Annotated in this window: 1 tRNA gene and 3 rRNA genes; all 4 read left to right on the top strand. The window is 43.7% G+C overall.

Going from position 1 to position 5,835, the window contains the following annotated elements:
• Positions 1-469 precede the first annotated feature (469 nt).
• Positions 470-1,998 (top strand): 16S ribosomal RNA (locus HMPREF9629_RS11020).
• A gap of 465 nt (positions 1,999-2,463) precedes the next feature.
• A 23S ribosomal RNA gene (locus HMPREF9629_RS11015) occupies positions 2,464-5,374 on the top strand.
• Positions 5,375-5,424: 50 nt separating this feature from the next.
• Positions 5,425-5,500, top strand: a tRNA-Ala gene (locus HMPREF9629_RS11010).
• A 162-nt stretch (positions 5,501-5,662) separates the two neighbouring features.
• Positions 5,663-5,779, top strand: a 5S ribosomal RNA gene (rrf, locus tag HMPREF9629_RS11005).
• The 16S, 23S and 5S rRNA genes sit together here with 1 tRNA gene alongside, the layout of an rRNA operon.
• Positions 5,780-5,835: the final 56 nt, after the last annotated feature.

The following is a 5,835-nucleotide window of genomic DNA, read 5'->3' as shown; positions in this document are numbered from 1 at the left end:
AAAAACATAATAATTATTTTTTTGTATACTATCTATATTAATATTATATAATTATACAAGTTATTCATAATTTTATTAGAAAATAGGATAAGCAAAATTCAGAACGAAAACATAAAATAAATAAAGAAAGTATATAATTAAAGTAAGGATAAAAAACAATAAAAGATAAAAAAAGAACGAGAAAACAAAAAAAGTAAAAAAAATAAAAAAAACAGTTGACTAAGCATAAGTAAATATGATAATATGATAAAGCTCTCGATGAGAGAGAACAAAACAGAGATAAAAAGAAAATAAAAAATAAAAAAAGTACTTGACAGCAAGGAAAAGAAGAGATATAATAAACGAGCTGTCAAAGGACAGATGAACAATGAAAATCGGATAGTAAACAAAGTGACTTATGAAGAATAAGTTAAATGTACCAAAGAAACAAAGTCAGTAAGGATAAAAAAATGCTGAGAGAAGTCAAATTTTAATTGAGAGTTTGATCCTGGCTCAGGATGAACGCTGGCGGCATGCCTAACACATGCAAGTCGAACGAAGTCATATGTGAAGTTTTCGGATGGAATATAAGACTTAGTGGCGGACGGGTGAGTAACACGTAAGTAATCAACCTATAACACACGAATAACTAATAGAAATGTTAGCTAATACGAGATAAAATATATGATATGGGAATATTATATATCAAAGCTGAGGCGGTTATAGACGAGCTTGCGTCTGATTAGCTAGTTGGTGGGGTAAGAGCCTACCAAGGCGACGATCAGTAGCCGACCTGAGAGGGTGAACGGCCACATTGGAACTGAGAGACGGTCCAAACTCCTACGGGAGGCAGCAGTGGGGGATATTGCACAATGGGGGGAACCCTGATGCAGCAATGCCGCGTGAACGAAGAAGGCCCCAGGGTCGTAAAGTTCTGTCGTATGGGAAGAAAGAAATGACAGTACCATACAAGAAAGCCCCGGCTAACTACGTGCCAGCAGCCGCGGTAATACGTAGGGGGCAAGCGTTATCCGGAATTACTGGGCGTAAAGGGTGCGTAGGCGGCTTGTTAAGTCAAGGTTAAAAGGCAGCAGCTCAACTGCTGTTCGGCCTTGAAACTAATAAGCTTGAGTATAGGAGAGGAAAGTGGAATTCCCAGTGTAGCGGTGAAATGCGTAGATATTGGGAGGAATACCGGTGGCGAAGGCGACTTTCTGGACTAAAACTGACGCTGAGGCACGAAAGTGTGGGTAGCAAACAGGATTAGATACCCTGGTAGTCCACACCGTAAACGATGAACACTAGGTGTCGGGAGGAATCTCGGTGCCGGCGCAAACGCAATAAGTGTTCCGCCTGGGGAGTACGTTCGCAAGAATAAAACTCAAAGGAATTGACGGGGACCCGCACAAGTAGCGGAGCATGTGGTTTAATTCGAAGCAACGCGAAGAACCTTACCTAAGCTTGACATGGGATTGAAAAGCAATGTAAAGTTGTAATAATACCTTCGGGTATACAATCCACACAGGTGGTGCATGGTTGTCGTCAGCTCGTGTCGTGAGATGTTGGGTTAAGTCCCGCAACGAGCGCAACCCCTATTAATAGTTGCCAGTGCGTAAAGGCAGGCACTCTAATAAGACAGTTAGGGATAACCTAAAGGAAGGTGGGGATGACGTCAAATCATCATGCCCCTTATGCTTAGGGCTACACACGTGCTACAATGGCCGTAACAAAGAGAAGCGAATCTGTGAAGAAGAGCAAACCTGAAAAAAACGGTCCAAGTTCGGATTGTAGGCTGAAACTCGCCTACATGAAGTCGGAGTTACTAGTAATCGCAAATCAGAATGTTGCGGTGAATGCGTTCCCGGGTCTTGTACACACCGCCCGTCACACCATGGGAGCTGAGGGCACCCAAAGTCAGTGATCTAACGCAAGGAGAAGCTGCCTAAGGTGAACTTAGTAACTGGGGTGAAGTCGTAACAAGGTAGCCGTATCGGAAGGTGCGGCTGGATCACCTCCTTTCTAAGGAGAAAAAAGTTTACTATCCGATTTTTGTTGTTCAAGTAAGATGAATAACAAAAGAAAAATAGGATAAATTACAAGTATTTCATAAAGGAATATAGGTAAAAATCCAAATGTTGCTTTTAGTTTAGATATGAGCGTAGAAATGCAAAATATTTAGCTAAGGTAATTTGGGATAGATTGCAAGTAATTCGAGGCAAACAAGTGAAAGCTGAAGGAGCATACTAAGGTATGTAAGTGAAGCTTGATACGAAGTTTAACGAAGAAGTACGTCGCAATATATAACAAATTTGTACAATGAAAACTGCATATCATCAGAAAGTATAAAACGCAGACAAAAAGGAAGAAAGACAAAAATAAAATATTAAGTTTTTCCGAATAAAAAGTCAAAGGATTATACAATTTACACCAAGTAAACAAATAGCAAGGTCAACTTAGAGAAAACTAAGGATAAAAAAACAAATAGGTTAAGGAAGAAAGAGCATAAGGTGAATGCCTAGGTGATTAGAGCCGAAGAAGGACGTGGCAAGCTGCGAAAAGCTATGATAAGGAGCAAACATCCGTTATAGTCATAGATCTCCGAATGAGGAAACTCACTTAATAGAGATATTAAGTATCCATTACCGAATAAATAAGTAATAGGAAGGGAACCCGCCGAACTGAAACATCTAAGTAGGTGGAGGAAAAGAAAGAAACATCGATTCCCAAAGTAGCGGCGAGCGAAATGGGAGGAGCCCAAACCATATAAGGAAACTTAAATGGGGTAAGGACTATCAACAAAGTGACGAGGTATTGAAGAAGAAGTAGTCTGGGAAGCTACACCAAAGACGGTAAAAGTCCGGTATTTAAAACAAGAAGACGCACGAGATAGTACCAGAGTATCGTAGGACACGAGGAACCCTGCGAGAAGAAAGGGGGACCACCCCCAAAGGCTAAATACTACTAATCAACCGATAGAGAATAGTACCGTGAGGGAAAGGTGAAAAGAACCCCGGGAGGGGAGTGAAAGAGAACCTGAAACCATATGCTTACAAACAGATGGAGCGATAAGTGACATCGTACTTTTTGTAGAACGGGCCAACGAGTTATGCTGTAAAGCAAGGAAAAGAAATTAAGTTTCAAATCCAAAGCGAAAGCGAGTCTGAAAAGGGCGATAAGTTATACAGCATAGACCCGAAACCGGGCGACCTACCCATGAGCAGGTTGAAGTTTCAGTAACATGAAATGGAGGACCGAACCCACGAACGTTGAAAAGTTCGGGGATGACTTGTGGGTAGAGGTGAAATTCCAATCGAGCTCGGAGATAGCTGGTTCTCTTCGAAATAGCTTTAGGGCTAGCGTCTTTAGAAAAGTATATTGGGGGTAGAGCACTGAATGCTCTAGGGGCCGTATAGGTTACCGAAAGCTATCAAACTGCGAATACCAATATATGATAAAAGGCAGTCAGACTATGAGTGATAAGATCCATAGTCAAGAGGGAAAAAGCCCAGACCAACAGCTAAGGTCCCCAAATGTATGTTAAGTGGAAAAGGATGTGAAATTGCACAGACAACCAGGATGTTGGCTTAGAAGCAGCCATACATTAAAAGAGTGCGTAATAGCTCACTGGTCGAGTGGTTTTGCGCCGAAAATTACCGGGGCTCAAACATACTACCGAAGCTTTGGATTCACGCAAGACGTGAGTGGTAGAAGAGCATCGTATGATAGGACGAAGCAGAATCGAAAGAGACTGTGGACAATATACGAGAGAGAATGTTGGCATGAGTAGCGAGATGTGTGTGAGAATCACACAGGCCGAAAACCCAAGGATTCCTGAGGAAGGTTCGTCCGCTCAGGGTAAGTCGGGGCCTAAGGCGAGGCAGAGATGCGTAGCTGATGGATAACAGGTTAAGATTCCTGTACCTACGAGTATCGGCAAAGAGGAGAAGGAATGACGCAGGAGGATAGTTAAAGCGTGCGACTGGAAGAGCACGTCCAAGCAGCAAGTTAGAGTATAAAGGCAAATCCGTATGCTTGATAATATGAGCTGTGAAGGGGAGCGAATAAAGTAGCGAAGTTAATGATTTCACACTGACAGGAAAAGTTTCTATCCAGATACAAGTAGCCCGTACCGAAAACCGACACAGGTGGGTAAGGTGAGAAACCTAAGGCCAGCGAGAGAACTGTTGTTAAGGAACTCGGCAAAATGACCCCGTAACTTAGGGAGAAGGGGTGCCTACGAGAGTAGGCCACAGAAAAAAGGCCCAAGCGACTGTTTACCAAAAACATAGGTCTCTGCGAAACCGAAAGGTGAAGTATAGGGGCTGACGCCTGCCCGGTGCTGGAAGGTTAAGAGGAGAGTTTAGAGAAATCGAAGATTTGAATTTAAGCCCCAGTAAACGGCGGCCGTAACTATAACGGTCCTAAGGTAGCGAAATTCCTTGTCGGGTAAGTTCCGACCCGCACGAAAGGCGTAACGATTTGGGCACTGTCTCAACAACAGACTCGGTGAAATTGTAGTACCGGTGAAGATGCCGGAAACCTGCGACAGGACGGAAAGACCCCATGGAGCTTTACTGTAGCTTAGTATTGAATTTATGTAATTAATGTACAGAATAGGTGGGAGGCAGAGAATGTAGGTCGTCAGATTTACAGGAGCCAACTTTGGGATACCACCCTTTGATTATGTGAGTTCTAACCGGAACCTTTGAAGCAAGGTACGGGACAGTGCTTGGCGGACAGTTTGACTGGGGCGGTCGCCTCCCAAAGAGTAACGGAGGCGTCCAAAGGTTCCCTCAGCATGGTCGGAAATCATGCGAAGAGTGCAAAGGCAAAAGGGAGCTTGATTGCGAGAGAGACAACTCGAGCAAAGACGAAAGTCGGGCTTAGTGATCCGGTGGTAGAAAGTGGAATTGCCATCGCTCAACGGATAAAAGCTACCCTGGGGATAACAGGCTGATCTCCCCCAAGAGTTCACATCGACGGGGAGGTTTGGCACCTCGATGTCGGCTCATCACATCCTGGGGCTGGAGTAGGTCCCAAGGGTTGGGCTGTTCGCCCATTAAAGTGGTACGCGAGCTGGGTTCAGAACGTCGTGAGACAGTTCGGTCCCTATCCGTCGCAGGCGTAGGATATTTGAGAGGAGCTATCCTTAGTACGAGAGGACCGGGATGGACGCACCACTGGTGTACCAGTTGTCTTGCCAAAGGCACAGCTGGGTAGCTATGTGCGGAAAGGATAAGTGCTGAAGGCATCTAAGCACGAAGCCAACCTCAAGATAAGATATCCCATTCGAAAGAAGTAAGACCCCATTAAGAGTAAGTGGTAGATAGGCAAGGAGTGTAAGTGCAGTAATGTATTAAGCCAACTTGTACTAATAGGTCGAGGACTTAACCTAACAGATGATATGCAGTTTTCATTGTGCAAAGTATAGCTGAAAGATATGATGGGGGCATAGCTCAGTTGGGAGAGCACCTGCCTTGCAAGCAGGGGGTCAGGAGTTCGAATCTCCTTGTCTCCACCAATAAATTATGTTTTTAAATAACAAATGAAAATTATTTCGATTCAGATACAAGCAGAACGAGGCAAGTGAATGAGTAAGGAGAGAGCGTACTAAGGCTACGTGACCGACGAGCGATATGAAACTTAACGAAGTTATGCGAAGTATATCAATCGAAAGAAACAATATGGTTATAAAAGAGGAGAGGATACACCTGTACCCATACCGAACACAGAAGTTAAGCTCTTCATCGCTGATGGTACTTAGACCGCAGGGTCTTGGGAGAGTAGGTCATAGCCAATTGGATAAAGGAGGCAGGCATTTATGCTTGTCTTTTTTATTGCTTTTTTCTCTTTTTA

It is taken from the genome of Peptoanaerobacter stomatis, assembly GCF_000238115.1.
Classification (GTDB): domain Bacteria; phylum Bacillota; class Clostridia; order Peptostreptococcales; family Filifactoraceae; genus Peptoanaerobacter; species Peptoanaerobacter stomatis.
This window is presented reverse-complemented; position numbering and strand designations above follow the sequence as displayed.